Origin of the sequence: Roseovarius sp. (genome assembly GCF_040219995.1) — a bacterium.
GTDB lineage: Bacteria > Pseudomonadota > Alphaproteobacteria > Rhodobacterales > Rhodobacteraceae > Roseovarius.
Window position 1 is genome coordinate 51,152 of sequence record NZ_JAVJUC010000024.1, and the last position, 17,075, is coordinate 68,226.

The window sequence follows — 17,075 nt, forward strand, 5'->3', positions numbered from 1 at the left end:
CATACTGAGAGTTAGACCATCTCCAAGTTTCGCACGCGCGGCGAATGGCGGCTATGCGGGCTGCGACCGCAGAAAGTCAGCTGGTTGCTGCGAGTCCGGTATGGGCCGTACTACCCCACCGCGAGTGTTTGCTCTCAGGGACTGACACTCCATTGTGCTGAGCCCAGTGAGTCCCAACCTAGATGCGGTGGGAGTCGCGTCGACAGCTATAGGTATAGAGTTGGGACTCCATGGGGCCAGTGATCCTCGATCCGGATTCTTGGAGGATCGTCGAAATCGAGACCTGCGAAAGGAGCACTTGTGAACTCCTCGCGCATGGCATGGATCAACCCTGCCGGTTTTACCGCGTCAGGAACGGCGGCCGCCTCTGCGACGTGGGGCTCGGCCGCTGTTTCGCCCAGCTTGATCGCCGGTCCGACCAGCGCGAAGGCGGGATGGATTGCAAGGGCTGCTATCGCGCCGACAAGTTCTACGATGCCCGCGCCCCATTTAAGCCTGACTGGTACGTTGGTGGCCGCGACGGCCTTCGCGTAGGCCTCGACCAGTGATTCCATACGCTCACGCGCCTCCTTGGTGCTGGTTCCTCTCAGAGCCTCGACCGATGTCCATGCGCGCAGGGCGTTGCGGTGTGCCTGCACCTCGGGCATTCTGCAAAGGTCGAGCGCAGCCTTGATCTGGTCTTGGTGCGACCGCGTCTTGCCCTCGGCGGTTTCGTGGTGAGGGACCAGGAATTCCCAACCGAACGCGCGCAATAACTGCTCCTGCTCTGGGGTGTCGTCGAGGAACGCCTGTGGTCCGTCATAGGCCGGGACAACCGCAACGTTGGTGCGCGGTACTCCCTTGATCAGCGCCCGGTTCCGCTTGGCATCCACGAAGTCCTGGAGAACCCGTCGGGTGAGGTGAAACTCCGGCGCATCGAAGTCCTCTTTCCTCTGTGCCGCTTCGAACCCGGGCTGTTGCTGAAGATCTGCAACGTCCATTTCGGCGTCCGATGCGATCTTTCGTTTTTCCCACTCCATGTGCTGAGCGTTGTCCCAGGAAACCTCCATCAAACGGTCGCAGGGAATCCAACTCAGTACCTCGTCCTGGTACGCATCGTCCCATTCCGCGGGCCAGGTCGCCCCTTGCGGCGGCCGGGGAACCACCAGCGCATCGAAAAGAACCAATTCGGCAACGAAAGCGTGCGGCCGAAGGTGATCGCGGACGGACATCGTGCCCCAAAGCTGAGAAGAGTTGGTCATAGCAGTTCTCCCGCAACGGTTCATTTGATCAGGCCACCACTTTGGACGCTAACTTAAGTCATTTGCTCACACATGTCGCGAACAACGCACACGCAACTAATGCATTGGGATTGCAGAACGCCTGTTCGGCCGTCAAATCGCGGAATGGTTGCGACCCGACACTGTCCTATCGCGCAACGGCGGAAATGCTGCACCCTGTCGCGAACGGTCGGTGTGGGGAGCTGCGCCGCGGAGGGATGACCCCTCGCGAGAGTCCGGTATGGGCGAGAGTGACAGATGGCTCCACCAAGACTGCGCCTGTATGTTGAATCTGTTGCCTGGCGGAATGCCTAAAGCCGGTTACATCTTCGTAAATTCCATTCGGTAGACAACCTCTTCGCCGGTCTTTGGGTCGATGCCGGGAGCGCCGCTGATCACCAGCCGCTCCCCCTTCAGCTTGAAGGGACGAGAAACATCTCCGAACCATTTCGGGTTCCATGAGCCGTCCACGTGGTGAATGACACGGTCTTCCTCGAGCGTGTAGGACGCGACATAGGCGAGCATGTTGTCGAACATCTGCGCCTTCTCCTCGACAGACCAGGCGTCGGGGCTCGGAACGGGCCGATCGCGTCGAAAGACCGTGGCCATCATCCGACCATCAGCATGATATGCGATGTAACCGACAGGCTCAGGCCCCATGGCGTCGGCGGTCTCTCCTGTCTCGACTGACGTGCGCGTCCAAGCGTCCATCTTCCAAGACCCGATCAAAGCGCCAACGTTTGCCATCATATCTCCTGAAAGCGATTTTTCGTTCTAACCTAAGTTGCCACCCGCAAAATCTCGGCCACAATCATATACGCCGCCTCCTTAATCAAGCGACATGTAGATGCCGTTGCGACCAGCTGAGTGAATTGAATTGTTCATTCCCAAATAACCACGTGGTCCGAGACTCAGTGATTCACGTGATCAAAATGCTGCGCGATGCAGGAACGGCCGGAACGACGGGCCGCAGTGCGGCATTGCGCCTGCAGGTCGAATGGCAGGTTTGGGCCGCAAGCGACGGCCGACCTGATCCTCCAACCGTCCGATCCGCTGCGCCGCCGCAAGTCCGCTTGGAGCCCAACGCGGCGCCCGTTCAGTGAATCCGTTCCGCTTGAAGTCCGAGGTAGGACATGAAGCCAAAGAACCGACCGGTGTCGACCCGGTGGCGCGATTCCTGCTTCACCGCCTCGCCGAAGGCGGCGCTGATCGCTCCCTCCCTGACGAGCAAATCAGCGCCTCGGTCCAAGACCGAAAGAAAATATGCTGGATGATCGGGGACATAGCCCTCGGACCATCGCTTCATAATCCGGAAGCCGGCGTTCTCGAGTAACGGCGCTGCACGTCGCATGAAGCGCTTGTCGTGAACGAAGTCGTCGATGAAGCGGCCAACCACGGAGTCGAGCGGGTCTCCGGAGGTCAGTTCGACTGAGGTAGCAGTGTAATCTCCGTCGAAAACTACAACGATACCGCCTGGTCTCGTGACACGAGCGGCCTCCACGAGGATCGCTGCCGGTTCGGCAACATGGCACAGCAGTGTATGCATCACGACAAGGTCCTGAGACGCGTCCGGCAAGCCGGTCTTCGCCGCATCTCCGATCGTAAATGACAGTTCTTCTATGTCACCAAAGAGTTCCCGCGCCCGGGCAATCATTACCGGTCCCGGCTCGATGCCAAGGACTTGGGAACAACCTGCGATCTCGACCATATCCCTTGCCACATGCCCGGTGCCCGAGCCAAATTCGACGCCTACAGCGTCCATCGGCAAGTCCAGTTGCGCAAGGTAGCGGCTTCGCATCCTGACCTGCAAGGGGTCCGCGGACCGAGCCTCCATCGCGTTAGCAATGGCGGTTTGGACCTCGTCTTCCGCAGCGGCCAGGTTCATGTAAGGATCGGTCATCAGGTCCTGCCTCGGCTGGTGCAAAGAGCAATGGCTGGCGGCTCGCGTTTCGAATGCAGTCTCCTGACCGCCGTCCGCAGCGTAGCATAAATAAACCCCAAAGTCCGAGTCGGCCGCACAGTCCCTACTCACCTGTCTCAAATGCTGCGCGGTGCACGAATGGCAGGTTTGGTGAAGCCGCACCGCAGCGATAGGGCTGTAGCTCAATGGCGGGTCTGGGCCGTTCGTGACTGACTTGACCCGCCGACTTGAGGGGCGGAGAGGCACAACTTTTCCCTTCGTCTCTTGGCAAACTGGCCAATCTCATCTTCGACGCAGCGTACATGGGCATCGCGGCGGCGTTATGACGCCGGTCCACAAGGGGCCGGCCCTGATGAGAAGGACCATCTGGAATGCCCAAGGATATAGCCAGCCCCTCGCCCTGCGCGGGATTCATCGTTGCCAACTGCGCCGCACTGGCCTGTGCCGCCCGTCTGCTCGGCGGACAAACAGCTCTCAAGCGCGCCCAGCGTCTGATCGAGGACTTCTCCCTCGCACCGCCATTGACACGGCGGCTGAACCGGGAACTCGACGCGCTGGAGGACCTGTTGGCCCTGCGCCATGTCCACGATTTCGACCGCGTCGAGGCCGCGCAATTCAGCAAGATCGATCCGCTCGATCCGGCCGTCGAGGAGATCTGTCAGTTGCTCGACGGCTTGCGTGCGGCCCGGGAGGCAGAAGCCAACGCAGGCTGAGCGATCTTGCGCGCCCGGCATATTGAGAATTCCGGGCGCGCTACGTCCTAACAGAAAGCGTGCGACCCCTTTCATAAAAAATCCGGAAGACCACGGATTTCTGCTTCTGCTTCGGCTGAAAGAGCCAATGTCCAGATTACCAGCGCCGAGCCCCGAGACATCAACCACCGAGGAGATCATCCGAGCCGCGACAACAACCTGCCGCACGCCCCGACATAGGCCGATCTGACACCAGCAGGAAACGCGTGGCATACGCCACGGGCTGGATGTCGGGAGTGCAAACATGCACATCACTTCAGCCCCCGTCACGGACAGTGACGGGACCACCAAGGCCATCGAGGCCGCGCTCGACGCGCTCGACTTCCTGCGCCGTCACGGTGCCGGGCTTTGCGATCTCCTCGGGCTTCTGGCCGAGGAGACCGCGTTCGACGCGCTCTGCGATCTGCACGGGCAATCCGGATCCGATCTTCCGGATGTTCGCCGCATTCGGCGGTCACTGAGGTCAATTCGCGCAGCGCTCGTGGCGCGCTCAACCCACGCCAATGACGCCCTGAGCGTCAGAAAAGGCTACTGCGTGGACGCATCTGTCCGGTGGTACGGAGCGCGAATCAGCGACTTGCTGGTCGCCTTCCGGTAAATCTCTACGATATCCTCGTACAAGCCGCGGTCTCCCGGACCGCGGCTTTTTTCGTGCGATCATCAACGCCGAGGCGGCCAAGGAGGTCGCGCGCACAAAGACGCGATCGTTTCGGCATCGCACAAGCCTGATGTCGCTGTCCTGTCAGAGCGGCACCGTATTGGCGGGATTGATCGTCTTCGGACAAGTCCTAACAGCCCATGCCTGTCCAAAAAGTCGAAAGAAATGCGCCGACAGCGTTTTTCGCGCTGTGAATGCGAACCTATGTACTCAGCAAGAGTCGAACTGCCACCACGAGGAGTCAAACGATAACGGAGACGTCCAGGATATTCAGCTTGCCACTTCTATTTCACTGGCGCGATGACGCTCTCAAATCCGTTGGCAGCTCTTAACGGTCAGTCAGAGCTCGAAGTACCCATGGGAGAGCACGGGTTTACTCAATGCCCGCGCCCAATGCGTGAAATGGTCGTCTATTTCTAAGAACGACGAGGCCAAGCTTGTGGTCTCGGTGGTCACGTTGTGCTTATCAGAATGGCCAAAAAACTATCCAAAAAGGACAAATAGTCCTTTCAATTTCAATCAGGCCGGAGTGCGCCCTACGCGCATTTGCTGTGCCCGCAGCTTGCGCAGGTCCTGCAGCCTTCGATCATGCGCAGGTCGTAGCTGCCGCAGGCGGGGCAGGCGGGGCCTTTGGGGGGATCGAGGTTCGATACCTGTGCCGTGGGGTCGGATTTGAGGCCGAGGCCCTCGCCCGCGAGAAAGCCGATCTGCACCATGTGCCGTTCCAGCACCCCGCCGATGGCGGCGAGGATCGAGGGGATGTATTTGCCGTTCATCCATGCGCCGCCGCGCGGGTCGAACACTGCCTTCAGCTCCTCCACCACAAAGCTCACATCGCCACCGCGCCGGAACACCGCCGAGATCATCCGCGTCAGCGCCACGGTCCAGGCGTAATGCTCCATGTTCTTGGAGTTGATGAACACCTCGAAGGGCCGCCGGTGCCCGTTCAGCACGATATCGTTCACCGTCACGTAGATCGCGTGGTTGCTGTCGGGCCACTTGAGCTTGTAGGTCGCGCCTTCGAGTTCGGTGGGCCGGTCGAGCGGGTCGGACATGTAGATCACTTCACCGCCCTCGCCCGGCATCGCGCCCTCACCGGGCACCTTGTCGGCGCTCTCGCTCACGCTCAGCACGCTGCCGGTCACGTCATTGGGCCGGTAGGTGGTGCAGCCCTTGCAGCCGGTCTCATAGGCCTGCATGTAGACATTTTTGAACGCCTCGAAACCGATATCCTCGGGGACGTTGATGGTTTTCGAGATGCTGCTATCGACCCATTTCTGCGCCGCCGCCTGCATCGCCACGTGATCCTCGGGGGCGAGGGTCTGCGCGTTCACGAAATGGTCGGGCAGCGGGGCGTCGCCCATCCGGTCACGCCACATTTGCACGGCGTAATCGACCACCTCTTCCTCGCTGCGCGAGCCGTCCTTTTGCAGGACCTTGCGGGTGTAGGAATAGGCAAAGACCGGCTCGATCCCGCTGCTGACATTGCCGGCATAGAGGCTGATCGTGCCGGTGGGGGCGATCGAGGTCAGCAAAGCGTTGCGGATGCCGTGCTCGGCCACCGCCGCGCGCACGTCCTCGTCCATCGCCTGCATCGTGCCCGAGGCCAGAAACGCATCGCGGTCAAAGAGCGGGAAAGCGCCCTTTTCCTTTGCCAGATCGGTGCTTGCCAGATAGGCGGCCCGGGCAATCGCGCGCAGCCAGCTTTCGGTCTGTGCCACGGCATCCTCGGCCCCGTAGCGCAACCCGCACATCAGGAGCGCATCGGCGAGCCCGGTAACCCCCAGCCCGATGCGCCGCTTGGCCTGTGCCTCGCGCGCCTGCGCCTCGAGCGGAAAGTTCGACGCATCCACGACGTTGTCCATCATCCGCACGGCCAGCCCGACGAGGCGGGCGAGTTCGTCTTCGTCGACCGACGCGCCATCCCCGAACGGATCGCGCACTAGTCGCGCCAGGTTGATCGAGCCAAGCAGGCAGGCCCCATAGGGAGGCAGGGGTTGTTCGCCGCAGGGATTGGTCGCTGCGATCTCCTCGCAATAGGCCAGATTGTTGGCCTGATTGATCCGGTCGATGAAGATCACCCCCGGTTCGGCATAATCATAGGTGGCCTGCATGATCCGGTTCCACAGGTCGCGCGCCTGCACGGTGTGATAGACCCGACCGTCGAATTGCAACTCCCACGGGCCATCGGCCTTGACCGCCTCCATGAAGGCATCGGTGACCAGAACGCTGAGGTTGAACATCCGCAGCCGCGCGGCGTCGGACTTGGCGGCGATGAAATCCTCGATGTCGGGATGGTCGCAACGCATGGTGGCCATCATCGCGCCGCGCCGCGATCCGGCGGACATGATCGTGCGGCACATCGCGTCCCACACATCCATGAAGCTGAGCGGCCCGCTGGCATCCGCCGACACGCCCTTGACCACCGCGCCCTTGGGCCGGATCGTCGAGAAATCATAGCCGATGCCGCCGCCCTGCTGCATGGTCAGTGCGGCCTCGCGCAGATTGTCGAAGATGCAGCCCATGTCGTAGGGGATGGTGCACATGACGAAGCAGTTGAACAGCGTCACCTTGCGCCCGGTGCCCGCGCCAGCGGTGATCCGTCCCGCGGGCAGGAACTTGAAATCCTCGAGGGCGTCGTAGAACCGATCTTCCCAGATCTCTGGCTCGGCCTCGACCTCGGCCAGCGATCGCGCGATGCGCCGCCACGTGTCCTCGACGCTGGCATCGCCGCCGTCGTCGGTGATGTAGCGGTATTTCATAGTCCAGATCTGTTCCGCGATGGGGGCGGCAAAACGGGTCATGAGCGGCGATTCCCTAGAAAGAGTAAATGGACGCGGAGGCGGGACTTGAACCCGCAACCCTATCGCCGTACGTTTGACGAGCGAAAATCGAACGTACTAGAAAGCAGATGGCTCTATCCCTTTGAGCTACTCCGCGTCAGTGGTCCCGTCAGACACCATCTGACGGGACTCACACAATAGCCCTCTCGCCTTGAGATTTCCACCATCTCTTGCCCTGCCCGGTGAGACCGCTACGATATATGGAGAAACCAGAGGATTCGCGCGTGGCTCTGCATCTCATCAAACTCAGCGTCGGCACCAAATCGGTCGAAGGGCTGATGGAATGGCATAAAAACCCGCGTGCCAAGGCCCCGGACGGCCATCCCTGCCATGTTACCCGGATGTGGCCAAAGCGCGAGACGGAACTGCTCGACGGTGGGTCGATCTACTGGGTGATTCAGGGGCTTGTGCAATGCCGTCAGCGCATCCTGCGGCTTGACGAGGTGACGGGCGGCGACGGTATCCGCCGCTGCGCCATCGTGCTCGACCCGGTGCTTATACGTACCACGACGGCCACGAGGCGCCCGTTTCAGGGCTGGCGCTATCTGCCGGGGACGGATGCGCCTACGGATATCGGCCCGGCGCGGGCGGGCGATGACAGCCTGCCGCCGGAACTCTCGGCGGCACTGGCGGATATCGGGGTGCTGTGAAGGCTGCCCCGGTCCGGCGCGAACTGATACACGCGTCGCTCACCCGCTATTGACGTTGCGCGACCGTATCGTTCATTGCGCCGCATGCGCCCCGCGCCGATCCTTGTTCCAGACGGACCACTACCCGAAAGGACAAGTGACATGCGCCCCCAACTCCCCTTCATCAGCGTCGCTATCGCCCTCGTGTTCGCGCTCCCGGCCCTTGCCGAGGCCGACGCGCCGAAGTTCGACGCCGCGCAGGATCTGAGCTTTGACAGCGCGACGCAGAGCGCGCCCGTGGTTGTCTCCACGCAGTCCCGTTCGCCCAAGCGGTCGGCCAACTGGACCGGCGTCTATATCGGCGGGCAGCTAGGATTCGGCAGCGTCGATACTTCGACCGGCGGCGAGAACGAGGATTTCATCGGGGGGGTCACCCTCGGCTATGACTATGATTTCGGGCAATGGGTGCTTGGCGGCGCGCTCGATTATGATTTTGCCGAAATCAATGCCGGTCCCGGTGCGGAAATCGAAGAGGTTTTCCGCCTGAAAATCCGGGGTGGACCCAAGATCGGCAATGGGCTGCTTTACGGTGCGGCGGGCTGGGCCAATGCCGATACAGACACTCTCGGTGACGATGACGGTTGGTTCATCGGCGGCGGCTATGACTACATGGTCAACAGCCAGTTCTCGATTGGCGGCGAGGTGCTCTATCACGACTTCGGCAGCTTCAACGGCAGTGGCAACGACATCGAGGCCATCACCGTGCAGATCCGTGCCACCTACCGTTTCTGACGGTCATACGGCGGCGCGGCCGGCGGGCGCGTCCTTCAGCGTGCCCGCTGTTTTCGGTTCAAGGGGAAGACGTTAGAATTCACTCGATGGTTGCGCGTCAGTGACAGGGTTTTGCGGTTTTCCGCCGATTTTTCGTTAGATTTCAGCGTATCCCTGCCACTCACAGAGTCGTGACCATTCCGGGCGACACATGCCCTTGTCGGCAGTGGTATGGTGACCGATATGCATCCCAACGGCACGCGCCGTGCCCCGGATCGTGACGCGATTGCGGGGCGTGACAGACCACTGAAAGGACAAAACAATGCTGAAGACAACCACAGCCCTCGCGACAGTGACCGCGATTTTCGCAGCGCCCGCATTCGCAGGCAACGTGACCGAACCGGCCCCTGAGCCGGTAATCGAGGCCCCGGCGCCCGTCCCTGCGGCCCCCCTTTCGCCGAATTGGACCGGCTTTTACGGTGGTGGTCAACTTGGCTGGGCCAATGTCGATGCCGACGGGTTCGATGACGATGACAGCCTGATCGGTGGTCTCACCGGTGGCTATGACTACGACTTCCAGAACGGGTTCGTCGTCGGTGCCGGCCTCGACTATGACTTCCTCGATGCGGATGTCAGCAATGCTGCCGTCGGCAACGTTGGCACAGTCGAGGAGGTCTTCCGCGCCAAGTTGCGCGGCGGCTACAAGATTGGGCGCGGCCTCGCTTATGCGACCGGCGGCTATGCCTGGGCTGACACCGACAATCTTGGCAGTGACGACGGGTATTTCGTCGGTGCCGGGTATGAGCACATGGTGACCGATCAGGTCTCGCTCGGCGGTGAGGTGCTTTATCACGAGTTCGAAGATTTCGACGGCGGCGCCGATGTCGAAGCGACCACGGTTCAGGCGCGGGCCACCTTCCGCTTCTGATCCGGCTGGATCGAACACAAGGGGCGGTCTTTTGGGCCGCCCTTTTTTCGTGGGGGAGACTGAATGTCACATTTAGCGGCGGCACCCGCTTCAGTCCAGACGCAGCCGATCCTTGAGCGCCCGCAGCGTGTGCCGGTCGGCATCCTCCATCGGCGCCACGCGTGACTTGAAGAGTGTGGCCTGCGATTTCAGGATCAGTCCGTCTTCCAATATTTTCAGGTGGTTGGCCCGCAGTGTGTCGCCGGTCGAGGTGATATCGGCGATGGCCTCGGCGGTCTCGTTCTTGACGGTGCCCTCGGTCGCGCCCTGACTGTCGACCAGCTGATAATCCGCGACCCCGTTCTCGCGCAGGAAATCGCGCACGAGGCGGTGATATTTCGTGGCAATCCGCAAGCGAAATCCGTGCTTTAGCCGGAACGCGGCGGCGGCGGCGTCAAGGTCGTCGAGATGGCTGACATCGACCCAGCACCGCGGCACCGCGAGCACCAGATCGGCCTGACCGAAGCCCAGTTCGGCCAGTTCACCGACCTGATTTTCCCATTGGCCGAGTTTCTCGCGGACCAGATCCGTGCCGGTCACGCCCAGATGGATGCGCCCGGCGGCCAGTTCGCGCGGGATTTCTCCGGCCGACAACAGGATAAGCTCAACATTGTCGATGCCCTGGACAAAGCCCGCATATTCGCGCTCTGATCCTGCACGCCCCAGTTCGATGCCGTGCTTGCCGAACCAGTCGAAGGTCTTTTCCATCAGCCGGCCCTTGGACGGCACGCCGAGTTTCAGGGTCATGTCGCACCCCCAAGACTCAGGACCAGACCGGGCCGGATCACCCCGCCCACAGCCGGAATTTCGCGCCCGCGCCCCAGTTGCCGGGTCAGCGCGTCATAGCGCCCGCCGGTCGCGACCGGGGGCAGGTCGGGGCGTTTTTCCGCATAGAACCCAAAGACAAAGCCGTCATAATATTCCATCTGCGTGCGCCCGTAGCTGGCTTCGAAATCGAGCTTTGTGACGTCCAGCCCGCGCGCCGTCAGCGCCTCCAGCCGCCGCGCCAGACGGTCCACCGCAGTTTGAATCGCGGGCAGGTCCACGGCGATGTCGCGCAGCCGTTCCAGCGCGTTGTCGCTGGTCTCGCGCACCGCCAGCACCGCGTCGAGCAGTTCGACCTCGGCGACAGAGATCGGGGCGGTCTTGGCATCCTCGCGCAACGCCTTGATCCGGCTTGATATTTCATCCGGGCCGCGCAGCCCGATCATGGGTTCGGCCTTGGCCATCGGGTCTGCTGCGGCCAGAAGCGCCGCGCGCTGTTCCGGCACCGGGGATTTGCCCGAAAACCGGTCGATCAGGGCGCGAAACCGCCGGGGCCGCCAGATATGCCGCCGGAGCGCCGCCTTGCGCCGCTCAGCCGTGCGCAGCCCCTCGACCGCGGCCATCAGGATGCCGATATCCCCTGTCGCCGCGCGCAGGCCAAGCGGGCGCAGGATATCGAAGAACATCGAGAACACCTCGGCATCCGCTGCCTCGGGTGCTGTGCGCTCGAAAATCTCGAACCCCACCTGCGTGTATTCATTGGCGCGGGCGGCATCCTCTTCCTGACGGCGAAACACCTCGCCGGAATAGGTGTAGCGCGCGGGTTCCGCGCCGTGCTCCATATGCATCTGCACCACCGGCACGGTGAAATCCGGGCGCAGCATCTGCTCGCCGCGCAGCGCGTCCGAGGTCACGTAGGCGCGGGCGCGGATATCCTCGCCGTAAAGGTCCAAGAGCACCTCGGCGGGTTGCAGAACGGAGGTCTCGACCGGCAATGCACCCGCCGCCTCAAAGAGGCCCCGCAGGCGCGCCGCCTCAGTGCGGATCGCGGCGCGTTCCGGCATCAGCCTTGCCTCGACAGAATTTCGCGGACCTTTTCAACAAGTTGATCGCGCGGCACCTCGTATTGGCTGGGGCGTTCCTTCCATTCTTCCAGCGTCGCATTCTCGGCGATCTGCGCGCCAAGGATCAGGTCCTTGATCTGCACCACGCCGCGCGCCTTTTCGTCGCCGCCCTCGATGATCGCCACCGGGCTGCCGCGCCGGTCGGCATATTTCATCTGGTTGCCGAAATTCTTCGGGTTGCCGAGATAGACCTCGGCGCGGATGCCCGCCTGTCGCAACTCGCCGACCATCGCTTGATAATCGGCCATGCGGTCGCGATCCATCACGGTCACGACCACCGGACCCTGCGCCTCGCCCCCGATGCGGCCCTTTTCGCGCAGGGCGGCGAGCAGGCGGTCGACACCGATGGAGACGCCCACGGCCGGAATCTGCTGCCCGGTGAAGCGCGCGACGAGATCGTCATAACGGCCCCCGCCCGCGACGCTGCCGAACTGACGCGGGCGGCCTTTTTCGTCAAGGATTTCAAAGGTCAGCTCAGCCTCGAAGACCGGGCCGGTGTAATAGCCGAGGCCGCGTACGACGGAGGGATCAATGACGATGCGGTCGAGGCCGTAGCCTTGGGCTTCCAAGAGCTTGGCGATCTCTTCGAGTTCGTTGACGCCTTGGGCCCCCGTGACGGAGGCTCCCACCGCTTCGCGCAGGTTATACAGGGTCTTGGCGGTATCGTCACCCTTTGAGGTCAGGAAGGCCAGCACCGCGGCGGCCTGTTCATCCGATAGTCCTACTCCGTCAATATAAGCCCCCGAGGCATCGAGCCGCCCCTTTCCGAGCAACTCGCGCACGCCGTCCTTGCCCACCTTGTCGAACTTGTCGATGGTGCGCATAACTGCGTTTCGGATCGCCACATCGTACGCGTCTGAAACGGTAGCGTCTAAATCCTTTGGATCGGCCTGAATCTTGGCTTTCGCTAGTCCGATGCTGTCCAAAACGCCTTCCAGCACCTTCCGGTTATTCACCCGCACTACGTAGTCGCCGCGCTCAATCCCCAACGCTTCCAGCGTGTCGGCCAGCATGGCGCAGATCTCGGCATCCGCCGCCATCGACGCCGTGCCCACCGTATCCGCATCGCATTGATAGAACTGCCGATACCGGCCCGGCCCGGGCTTTTCATTGCGCCAGACGGGGCCCATGGCATAGCGGCGGTAAGGCGTCGGCAGATCGTTGCGGTGCTGGGCGTAGACGCGGGCCAGCGGCGCCGTCAGGTCATAGCGCAGCGCCAGCCATTTCTCGTCCTCGTCCTGCCAGGCAAAGACGCCCTCGTTTGGGCGGTCCACGTCGGGCAGGAACTTGCCCAGAGCCTCCACCGTCTCCACCGCACTGCTCTCCAGCGCGCCGAAGCCGTAGCGATGGTAGACCCCTGCGATGGCGTTCAGCATCGCGGCGCGCTCGGTCACGTCCGCGCCGAAATAATCGCGGAACCCTTTCGGCGTTTCGGCCTTGGGGCGGGGCTGTTTCTTGGGCTTGGCCATGGGTGTCGTCCTTGCGGCGGCTGTCGTGGCGCGGTCTAGCCGAAGGGCCGCGCGGGGGCAAGGCGGCCTCGGTGATTGCTCGATGATTGACCGCACCCGCGTGCGGGCGTAAGGCGATGCCATGACCGATCTGGAAGAGAAAATCGCCCATCTGATGCGCAGCGTCGATGACCTGTCGGATGTCATCGCGCGGCAAGACCGCGAGATCGACTGGCTGCGCGGGCGCGTCCAGATGCTTCTGGAGCGCGAGGCGGCACGGCGCGAGGACAGCGAAGGCAGCGTGTTCTTGGGCGACGAGCGCCCGCCGCATTATTGACCGGCTCACATCTTGTGCTTTGTCACTCCGGACTGGATCCGGGATCTCTTGCGGCAGGGAGATCCCGGATCCAGTCCGGGATGACGTTGGGCAGGGTTCAGATCTCCTCGACCATTACCACGCCGCTCAGGCTCTTGATCGCGCCCTTGATCTGCGGGGTGACGGGGTATTCCACACCGCTGTCGATCTCGACCTCGCCGGGCAGCCCCTCACCCATGAGGCGGAAATGTATCGGTCCTGGCGCGCCCCCGCGCGCGGCTTTGGATGCGCCCTCCAGCACGGTCGCGACAGATCCGATCACCCCCGGCTGATCGACGAAAATCCGCAGGCCCACGGCCCCGGCATCGGCGACCATCCCGTCGATGGGCTGCACCGAGCGGCAGAGGAGTTTGAGCTGATCGCTCTCCATCGTGGCCTCGGCGCTGATCACCACCTGCGCGCCGGTTTCGAGAAAATCGCGCGATTTCTCGAGCACATCGGAAAAGATCGTCACCTCGTAGCCCCCGGTGGTGTCGCTGAGCTGCGCAAAGGCAAAGCGGTTGCCGCGTGCCGATTTGCGCTCCTGCCGCCCGGCGACGACCCCTGCCATCTTGGCAAGGAACGGCCCCTGTTCGGCGCGGGCGGTCACCTCGTCCAGCGTCCTGACCTCCTGCCGCTTGAGCACGGTCATGTAATCGTCGAGCGGATGACCCGAGAGGTAGAAGCCGACGGCCTTGAATTCCTCGGTCAGCCGTTCGGCAGGCAGCCAATCCTCGACCGGGACAAGGCGCGGTTCGGGCAGATCCTCACCGGCATCGCCGAAGAGCGACACCTGATCCGAATACTTCTGCTCGTGGATCGCGGCAGAATAGCTCATCAGCGCCTCGATACTCTCGAACACCCGGCGGCGATTGCGGTCCAACTCGTCGAAGCCGCCCGCGCGCGCCAGCATTTCCAGCGGCCGTTTGCCGATGCGCTTGAGATCCACCCTCCGCGCCATGTCATAGAGCGTGGCGAAGGGCTTGTCGCCGCGCCCCTCCACGATCAGTTTCATCGCCTCGACGCCCACGTTCTTGAGCGCGCCGAGCGCGTAGTGCAGTACGCCCTGACGCACCACGAACGTGGCCTCGGACCGGTTCACGCAGGGCGGCAGCCAGTCGAGGCGCAGCCCCTTCTTCACCTCCTGGAAATAGACGGCGAGCTTGTCGGTGAGGTGGATATCGCAATTCATGACCCCGGCCATGAATTCAACCGGGTGATTGGCCTTGAGCCAAGCGGTCTGATAGCTCACCACCGCGTAGGCGGCGGCGTGGGACTTGTTGAAGCCGTAATTGGCGAACTTGTCGAGCAGGTTCCAGACTTCGAGCGCCTTGGCATCGTCGACGCCGTTGTCCTTGGCTCCGGCGATGAACTTGGGCCGTTCGGCATCCATCGCGGCCTGGATCTTCTTGCCCATGGCGCGGCGCAAGAGGTCGGCCCCGCCAAGCGAATAGCCCGCCATTTCCTGCGCGATCTGCATCACCTGTTCCTGATAAACGATGATGCCCTGCGTCTCGTCGAGGATGTGATCGACCGAGGGGTGCAGGTGGTCGCGTTCGCTCAGCCCGTTCTTGACCTCGCAATATTTCGGGATGTTCTCCATCGGGCCGGGGCGGTAGAGCGCGACGAGCGCCACGATATCCTCGATGCAGGTGGGTTTCATGCGCTTGAGCGCATCCATCATGCCCGAGCTTTCCACCTGGAACACGGCGACGGTGCGGGCGCGGGCATAGAGCTCGTAGGTCGCCTCATCATCGAGCGGGATCTGCCCGATATCGTTTTCGGCCCCCGGAAAGGGCTCGTAGATCGTGCTGCCATCGGCGGCGATATGCAGGTCGCGTCCCTCGTTGTGGATCTGCTCGATCGCGTTCTGGATCACGGTCAGGGTCTTGAGGCCGAGAAAGTCGAACTTCACCAGACCCGCCTGTTCAACCCATTTCATGTTGAACTGGGTGGCGGGCATGTCCGAGCGCGGATCCTGATAAAGCGGTACCAGCTCATCCAATGGCCGGTCGCCGATCACCACCCCTGCGGCATGGGTCGAGGCGTTGCGCAACAGCCCCTCGACCTTCATGCCGTAATTCAGCAGCCGATCCACCACCTCCTCGGATTTCGCGGCCTCGCGCAGCCGGTCCTCCTGGGCGAGCGCCTGTTCAATGCTGACCGGTTTGACTCCCTCGACAGGGATCATCTTGGACAAGCGGTCCACCTGCCCATAGGGCATTTGCAGCACCCGGCCCAGATCGCGCACGGCGGCCTTGGAGAGCAGGGCGCCAAAGGTGATGATCTGCCCCACCCGGTCGCGACCGTATTTCTCCTGCACATACTGGATCACCTCCTCGCGGCGATCCATGCAGAAGTCGATATCGAAGTCGGGCATCGACACCCGCTCGGGGTTGAGGAACCGCTCGAACAGAAGGCTGTAGCGCAGCGGGTCGAGATCGGTGATGGTCAGCGCATAGGCCACGAGGCTACCGGCCCCCGACCCACGCCCCGGCCCCACCGGAATATCCTGCTCCTTGGCCCATTTGATGAAATCGGCGACGATCAGGAAATAGCCGGGAAAGCCCATGCCCTCGATGATGCCCAGCTCGAAATCGAGCCGTTTTTCATAGTCCTCGACCGGGGCGGCGTGCGGAATGACGGCAAGCCGCGCCTCAAGCCCCGCGCGTGCCTGACGGCGCAATTCGTCAACCTCGTCATCGGCAAAACGCGGCAGGATCGGGTCGCGCCGATAACAGCCGAAGGCGCAGCGTTTGGCGATCTCGACGGTATTTTCCAGCGCCTCGGGCAGATCGGCGAAAAGCGTCGCCATCTCTTCCTGCGACTTGAAGTAATGCTGCGGGGTCAGGCGGCGGCGCGGCTCGCTCTGATCGACATAGGCCCCGTCGGCCACGCAGAGGAGCGCGTCATGCGCCTCGTACATGTCGGATTTGGGGAAATAGACATCGTTGGTGGCCACCAGCGGCAAGTCCATCGCATAGGCCATCTCAACGAGGCCGCGCTCAGTCAGCCGCTCGGATTCCGGCGCGCCGCTCTCGCCCGGGTGGCGCTGCAACTCGACATATAGCCGGTCGCCATAGGCTGCTGCCAGCCGCTGCATGAGCGCCTCGGCTGCCGGGCGCTGTCCGCCCTGCAAGAGCCGCCCCACCGGCCCGTCGGGCCCGCCGGTCAGGCAGATCACACCTTCGGCATGGGCGGCCAGCTCCTCGACCGTGACATGCGCCAATTGCCCGTCGCCCCGCAGGTAGAGGCAGGAATTGAGCTTCATCAGGTTTTCGTAGCCACGCTCGTTCTGCGCCAGAAGGACGACGGGCGCGGGCGGCTTGATCCGCTCTCCGGGGCTTGTGGTGACATATTCGAGATCGACCTGACAGCCCATGATCGGCTGCACCCCGGCGGCCTGCGCCGAGACGGAAAACTCCAGGGCGGCGAACATGTTGTTGCTGTCGGTGACGGCCACGGCGGGCATGCCCGCCGCCTCGCACAGGCCGGGCAGTTTCTTCAGCCGCACCGCCCCTTCGAGAAGGGAATATTCGGTGTGGACTCGCAGGTGAATGAATCGGGGATTGGCGCTCATGGC

At 62.6% G+C, this 17,075-nt stretch carries 14 protein-coding genes and 1 tRNA gene; 6 read left to right on the top strand and 9 right to left on the bottom strand.

The window, feature by feature from the left end:
- Window positions 1-206 precede the first annotated feature (206 nt).
- The 3 genes from RID11_RS11970 to RID11_RS11980 form a co-directional block, all read right to left on the bottom strand.
- Window positions 207-1,241 carry a hypothetical protein gene (locus tag RID11_RS11970; protein ID WP_350139353.1) on the bottom strand — a complete coding sequence of 345 codons (1,035 nt, stop codon included), beginning with the start codon at window positions 1,239-1,241 and terminating at the stop codon, window positions 207-209.
- Between the two features lie 339 nt (window positions 1,242-1,580).
- Window positions 1,581-2,006: a lipocalin-like domain-containing protein gene (locus tag RID11_RS11975; protein ID WP_350139355.1), complete on the bottom strand. Its 426-nt coding sequence runs from the start codon at window positions 2,004-2,006 to the stop codon at window positions 1,581-1,583.
- Between the two features lie 349 nt (window positions 2,007-2,355).
- Window positions 2,356-3,159: a class I SAM-dependent methyltransferase gene (locus RID11_RS11980; protein ID WP_350139357.1), complete on the bottom strand. Its 804-nt coding sequence runs from the start codon at window positions 3,157-3,159 to the stop codon at window positions 2,356-2,358.
- Window positions 3,160-3,551: 392 nt separating this feature from the next.
- On the opposite strand from RID11_RS11980, the gene RID11_RS11985 reads away from it, so the two are divergent.
- Entirely contained in the window at window positions 3,552-3,893 is a 342-nt protein-coding gene (locus RID11_RS11985) for a hypothetical protein (RefSeq protein ID WP_350139359.1), read from the top strand.
- Window positions 3,894-4,176: 283 nt separating this feature from the next.
- Window positions 4,177-4,530: a hypothetical protein gene (locus tag RID11_RS11990; protein ID WP_350139361.1), complete on the top strand. Its 354-nt coding sequence runs from the start codon at window positions 4,177-4,179 to the stop codon at window positions 4,528-4,530.
- 596 nt (window positions 4,531-5,126) lie between these two features.
- On the opposite strand, the gene RID11_RS11995 is transcribed toward RID11_RS11990, so the two are convergent.
- Both RID11_RS11995 and RID11_RS12000 read right to left on the bottom strand, forming a co-directional pair.
- Window positions 5,127-7,394 (bottom strand): adenosylcobalamin-dependent ribonucleoside-diphosphate reductase, encoded by a 2,268-nt coding sequence (locus tag RID11_RS11995; protein ID WP_350139363.1) that lies wholly within the window; start codon window positions 7,392-7,394, stop codon window positions 5,127-5,129.
- A 27-nt stretch (window positions 7,395-7,421) separates the two neighbouring features.
- Window positions 7,422-7,530: transfer RNA gene (locus tag RID11_RS12000), tRNA-OTHER, on the bottom strand.
- A 103-nt stretch (window positions 7,531-7,633) separates the two neighbouring features.
- Here RID11_RS12000 and RID11_RS12005 point away from each other — a divergent pair.
- From RID11_RS12005 to RID11_RS12015, 3 genes are all read left to right on the top strand, one after another.
- Window positions 7,634-8,083, top strand: coding sequence for a DUF1489 family protein (locus tag RID11_RS12005; RefSeq protein WP_350139365.1), 450 nt, complete (start codon window positions 7,634-7,636; stop codon window positions 8,081-8,083).
- Window positions 8,084-8,224: 141 nt separating this feature from the next.
- A complete protein-coding gene (locus RID11_RS12010) occupies window positions 8,225-8,854 on the top strand; it encodes an outer membrane protein (RefSeq protein ID WP_350139368.1) in 630 nt (209 codons plus the stop codon).
- A gap of 301 nt (window positions 8,855-9,155) precedes the next feature.
- Window positions 9,156-9,761, top strand: a complete 606-nt coding sequence (locus RID11_RS12015; protein WP_350139371.1) for an outer membrane protein — start codon at window positions 9,156-9,158, stop codon at window positions 9,759-9,761.
- A gap of 90 nt (window positions 9,762-9,851) precedes the next feature.
- Here the strand turns inward: RID11_RS12015 and hisG are convergent, their stop codons facing one another.
- Genes hisG through hisS form a run of 3 tightly spaced genes read right to left on the bottom strand, consistent with a single transcriptional unit; the run spans window position 9,852 to window position 13,158 of the window.
- Complete coding sequence (hisG, locus tag RID11_RS12020) at window positions 9,852-10,547, bottom strand: ATP phosphoribosyltransferase (protein ID WP_350139373.1); 696 nt, start codon at window positions 10,545-10,547, stop codon at window positions 9,852-9,854.
- A complete protein-coding gene (locus RID11_RS12025; protein WP_350139375.1) occupies window positions 10,544-11,629 on the bottom strand; it encodes an ATP phosphoribosyltransferase regulatory subunit in 1,086 nt (361 codons plus the stop codon). The genes hisG and RID11_RS12025 overlap by 4 nt, the downstream gene beginning before the upstream one ends.
- Complete coding sequence (hisS, locus tag RID11_RS12030; protein WP_350139377.1) at window positions 11,629-13,158, bottom strand: histidine--tRNA ligase; 1,530 nt, start codon at window positions 13,156-13,158, stop codon at window positions 11,629-11,631. Before hisS ends, RID11_RS12025 begins: the two co-directional genes overlap by 1 nt.
- 121 nt (window positions 13,159-13,279) lie before the next feature.
- Here hisS and RID11_RS12035 point away from each other — a divergent pair, with 121 nt between their 5' ends.
- Window positions 13,280-13,474 (top strand): SlyX family protein, encoded by a 195-nt coding sequence (locus tag RID11_RS12035; RefSeq protein ID WP_350139380.1) that lies wholly within the window; start codon window positions 13,280-13,282, stop codon window positions 13,472-13,474.
- A 97-nt stretch (window positions 13,475-13,571) separates the two neighbouring features.
- Here RID11_RS12035 and dnaE read toward each other — a convergent pair whose 3' ends face one another.
- Entirely contained in the window at window positions 13,572-17,072 is a 3,501-nt protein-coding gene (dnaE, locus tag RID11_RS12040; protein WP_350139383.1) for a DNA polymerase III subunit alpha, read from the bottom strand.
- Window positions 17,073-17,075: the final 3 nt, after the last annotated feature.